Consider the following 4033-nt stretch of genomic DNA (forward strand, 5'->3'; position numbering starts at 1 on the left):
TGCTGGCGCAGCACGTGTTGGGCTGCGCCTGCGGCGAGCCGTTCCTGTCCGATCAACTTTACGAGGAGGTGCGGACTGCGGCGCCCTATGCCGATCTGAGCCGTACCGACTTCGACGACGTGGTCGATTTCGTCGCGACCGGCGGCTACGCGCTGAAGACCTATGAGCGCTTTGCCCGCATCAAGCAGGACAAGAACGGCCGCTGGCGGGTGACTAATCCGAAGGTGCGGCAGAGTTACCGCCTCAATGTCGGCACCATCGTCGAGGAGGCGATGCTGAAGGTGCGGCTGGTGCGTTCGCGCGCCGGGGGCTCCGGTTCGACCGGCGCGATTGCGCGCGGCGGCCGCATGCTCGGCGAGATCGAGGAATATTTCATCGAGGGGCTTTCGGTCGGCGACACCTTCGTGTTTGGCGGCGAAGTCGTGCGTTACGAGCAGATGTCGGAAGATCAGGTCTACGTCTCGCGCGCCAACGATTCCGATCCGAAAGTGCCGTCCTATATGGGCGGCAAGTTTCCGCTCTCGACCTATCTCGCCGAGCGCGTGCGCAATCTTCTCGCCGACACGCGGGCATGGAACGGCCTGCCGGAACAGGTGCGCGACTGGCTGTCGCTTCAGGCGCATTTGTCGCGCGTGCCCGGCGCGCGCGAGCTGGTGGTGGAGACCTTTCCCCGCGGCAACAAGCATTACCTCGTCTGTTATCCCTTCGAGGGACGGCTGGCGCACCAGACGCTCGGCATGCTCTTGACGCGCCGGCTGGAGCGCGCCCGCGCGCGGCCGTTGGGATTCGTCGCCAATGAATATGCACTGGCGATCTGGGGGCTCGGTGACGCCTCCTTCATGATCCGGCAGGGCCGGCTTGATTTGAACGCGCTGTTCGATCCGGACATGCTGGGTGACGACCTCGAAGCCTGGCTCGCCGAATCCGCGCTGATGAAACGCACCTTCCGCACCTGCGCGCTGATCTCGGGCCTGATCGCGCGGCGCTTTACCGATGAAGAGAAAACCCGTCGCCAGGTGCTGTTCTCGACCGACCTGATCTACGACGTCCTGCGCAAGCATCAGCCGGACCACGTGCTGTTGCGCGCCGCCCGCGCCGATGCCGCGACCGGCTTGCTCGATCTGCGCCGATTGAGTGATATGCTGACGCGCATCAAGGGGCGAATCACCCATCGGGAACTCGACCGCGTTTCGCCGCTGGCGGTGCCGGTGATGCTGGAAATCGGCCGGGAAGCGGTCTATGGCGAGGCGTCCGACGAACTGCTGGCGGAAGCTGCCGAGGAGTTGGTCAAAGAGGCGACGGGATGAACGCGGGCGGAAATTTTCGGGAATTCGAGGCGGCCGTCGCGCAGGTCGCGAGCCTTGATGTTGCCGGCGTGACCATGTCGCCCGACCTCAGCGGTGCGTTGTTCTGGGAAGAACAACGTCTGCTCGTCGTTTCCGATCTTCATCTCGAAAAGGGATCGAGCTTTGCCGCGCGCGGCGTGCTGCTGCCGCCCTACGATACGGTCGCGACACTGAGCCGGCTTGCTTCGGTCATCGCGCGCCATGATCCGAAAACCGTGATCGCGCTCGGCGACAGTTTTCATGACCGCACCGCCCATCAGCGCTTGTCGGCGCCGGATCGCGAGGCGATCGCTGCGTTGCAGGCGCGGCGCGACTGGATCTGGATTTCCGGCAATCACGATCCCGCACTCACCTCTGATCTCGGCGGTATCGTCGCGAGCGAAGTTGCCATCGGCCCGATCGTGTTCCGTCACGAGCCGACGGGTGCGGCGGGCGAAATCGCCGGACATCTCCATCCCAAGGCGCGCGTTGCGACGCGGGCGCGCTGGATGGAGCGGCGTTGTTTTGCGAGCGACGGCGAACGGCTGGTGATGCCGGCGTTCGGCGCCTATACCGGTGGCCTGAGCATTCGCGACGAGGCGTTTGCAAAAATCTTTCGTAACCCGGCTTTCATGGCGCATGTGCTTGGGGACAGCCGCCTGCACACGATCGCCGCCTCACGCTGCTACTGATCCTGCTAACCGTTGCCGGGTGTTTCACCGCGCCCCTCCGAGACTGCGTCGTCGTCACATCGGCGGCTTCACACCCTCCGCGCCGATCACGATTGCGGTGGCTTCCGAACCGTCCTTCTTCATGACGATGAAGACCTTGCGCCCAACTGCGAGCTGGTCGGCCGGCGCCTTGTCAAAGGCGACAACCGTCGCGCTCGTTGGAATGGTGATCTTCTGTTCTCCGCCTTTGTAGGTGAGCATGAGCACACGGTCCGTCCCTACTTCCTCGACTTTGGAAATATTGGCATTGGTCATCATGTTTGGCTTGGCTTCAAGATCCCACGGATAGTGTCCCTCGGCCAGACCGCGTAAAGATTCGTCGAATACGTGAACCTCGCGTGCGACGCGCTTTCCGTCCTGCTCGAAAGAGGTGATGCCGACGAACTTGCCAGTCTGGATGGCACTCATGTCGGCCTTTGTGACCAGGAAAAGGCCGGCGTCGTTGGCGAGTTTGATCGATACGTTTTCGCCCTTGGTGGTTTGAACGTCGACCGTCCCGTCCTTCGCGGCAGTCAGCGTGCCACGGATATGCGCCTGCGCCAGGGCCGGCGCGGAAAACAGCAGACCAGCGAGAACCGTCGCGGCTGCAATTGGTACCCAAAGAGCTCGAGACAAAATCATCTGATTTCACTCCCTTTGACGCTCGGCAAACAAGATATGCCCACTCCGGCGATTGGAATGCGCGCAACTGTGGCGACCTAATCTGGTCACTTTGAAGACGTCGCGATCTGGAAGCTGCCATGGAGCGCCGCGGAATTGCTTCGGTTCGCTGCCCTAATAAATTCCCGAGGTTGCCGGATTGAGGTCGCATTGCCACCTAGGTCGCGTTCGAAGGTCGCGCCCGGGTTAGGGGCGCAACACCGGAGTTTCCATGTCCGGCCATTGGCGTCTTCGCGTAGCAGCTTTTCTCGTCTTTGCAGGTCTCTCCACCTTGCCTGCATCTTCGAACCCCTTGACCGACTTGTTCAACCCGGCCCCCAAAGAAGCGGCAGCACCCGCTCCAGCTCCAGCTCCAGCTCCAGCGAAAGAGGCGTGCGCGTCGCGGCCCGGGAACTCGGCGGCGCCGGGCCAGCACTGGTTCTATCATCTCGATGGTCACCGCAAATGCTGGTTCCAGGCCGCCGAGGCGACTCATTCGGTGGACAAGCCGGTTCATCGTTATGCCGCGAAGCGGCCAGTGATCGCTGCCGAGGAGAATAAGGTCGCGCTGCGTAATAGGACGATTCTGAATGCGCGAGATCAACTGCTGAGCGCCGCACCGGCGGACACGTCTCAGTCGACAGCGCCGGCGCCCGAGGTGGTCGACAAAGCCTCAGTGCCCGCGGCCGCGCCGTCCATGCCTGCGGCACCCATTGCTGCCCAGCCCGCAATCAATCCGCCCACGCCTGACTACGCCACGGCGCGCTCGGTCGATGTGGAGATGCTGTTGGCGGATTCGTCGCTTGCCAAAGACACCATCGCTTCCTCCGCGCCTGCGGCGATACCCGCCGCGCATTCCGTCCCGCAGGCGGACGAGAACCACTGGGAATTGACGGCAACTCGGGCAGGGGTGGTGCTGATCGCGCTGGGGCTCTTCTTATTGGGATCGCTGCTTGCCAGCCGATTCCGGGATTCGAGAGCGGTGTCGATTCGCCGGGCGCAAGTGATGACCGAAACGGAGCTAGGCCACGGCTGATTTGCCTGCCTGTCCAGCCCTCCCGCGAAAAATTTTGCGCTTTGCCCGTCGTGCAAATCACCGTTAGAAGCCCGGCCGTCCCGTGCCCATCGAGAGGGGCGCTTCGCGATCGTCACGAAACGTTGGCGCGGGATGCGATGGTCGTGACGGCGTCACAAGACGAATGACGTGGTCTGCGGACGGCGAAGCCGTGTGGTCCTGATATCCCGACGCTGATATCAAGTTAGCGACGATGTTTGCGCATTGCGCTGGCGATGGTGACAACAAGCCCGGCTCACCAGGGAGAGCGCGGAGTAAGCCGT

At 62.9% G+C, this 4033-nt stretch carries 3 protein-coding genes and 1 pseudogene; 3 read left to right on the top strand and 1 reads right to left on the bottom strand.

From position 1 onward, the window contains the following. Together WB528_RS16065 and pdeM are read left to right on the top strand one after the other, a co-directional pair. Positions 1–1307, top strand: a pseudogene (locus tag WB528_RS16065) (DNA ligase-associated DEXH box helicase); the annotation flags it as partial. Continuing rightward, positions 1304–2017, top strand: coding sequence for a ligase-associated DNA damage response endonuclease PdeM (gene pdeM, locus WB528_RS16070; protein ID WP_423889397.1), 714 nt, complete (start codon positions 1304–1306; stop codon positions 2015–2017). The pseudogene WB528_RS16065 and the gene pdeM, both read left to right, overlap by 4 nt. A gap of 54 nt (positions 2018–2071) precedes the next feature. Here pdeM and WB528_RS16075 read toward each other — a convergent pair whose 3' ends face one another. Beyond that, a complete protein-coding gene (locus tag WB528_RS16075; RefSeq protein ID WP_423889398.1) occupies positions 2072–2677 on the bottom strand; it encodes a hypothetical protein in 606 nt (201 codons plus the stop codon). Positions 2678–2927: 250 nt separating this feature from the next. Between WB528_RS16075 and WB528_RS16080 the strand changes: the two genes are divergently transcribed. After that, positions 2928–3731, top strand: coding sequence for a hypothetical protein (locus WB528_RS16080; protein WP_423889399.1), 804 nt, complete (start codon positions 2928–2930; stop codon positions 3729–3731). The last annotated feature ends 302 nt before the right edge of the window (positions 3732–4033 follow it).

Source organism: Bradyrhizobium sp., assembly GCF_049586575.1.
Taxonomy (GTDB): domain Bacteria; phylum Pseudomonadota; class Alphaproteobacteria; order Rhizobiales; family Xanthobacteraceae; genus Bradyrhizobium.

Bases quoted from the DNA above. Each gene is read 5' to 3' on its own strand.
- WB528_RS16080 (WP_423889399.1), top strand. From the start codon at position 2,928: ATGTCCGGCCATTGGCGTCTTCGCGTAGCAGCTTTTCTCGTCTTTGCA.
- WB528_RS16075 (WP_423889398.1), bottom strand. From the start codon at position 2,677: ATGATTTTGTCTCGAGCTCTTTGGGTACCAATTGCAGCCGCGACGGTT.
- pdeM (WP_423889397.1), top strand. From the start codon at position 1,304: ATGAACGCGGGCGGAAATTTTCGGGAATTCGAGGCGGCCGTCGCGCAG.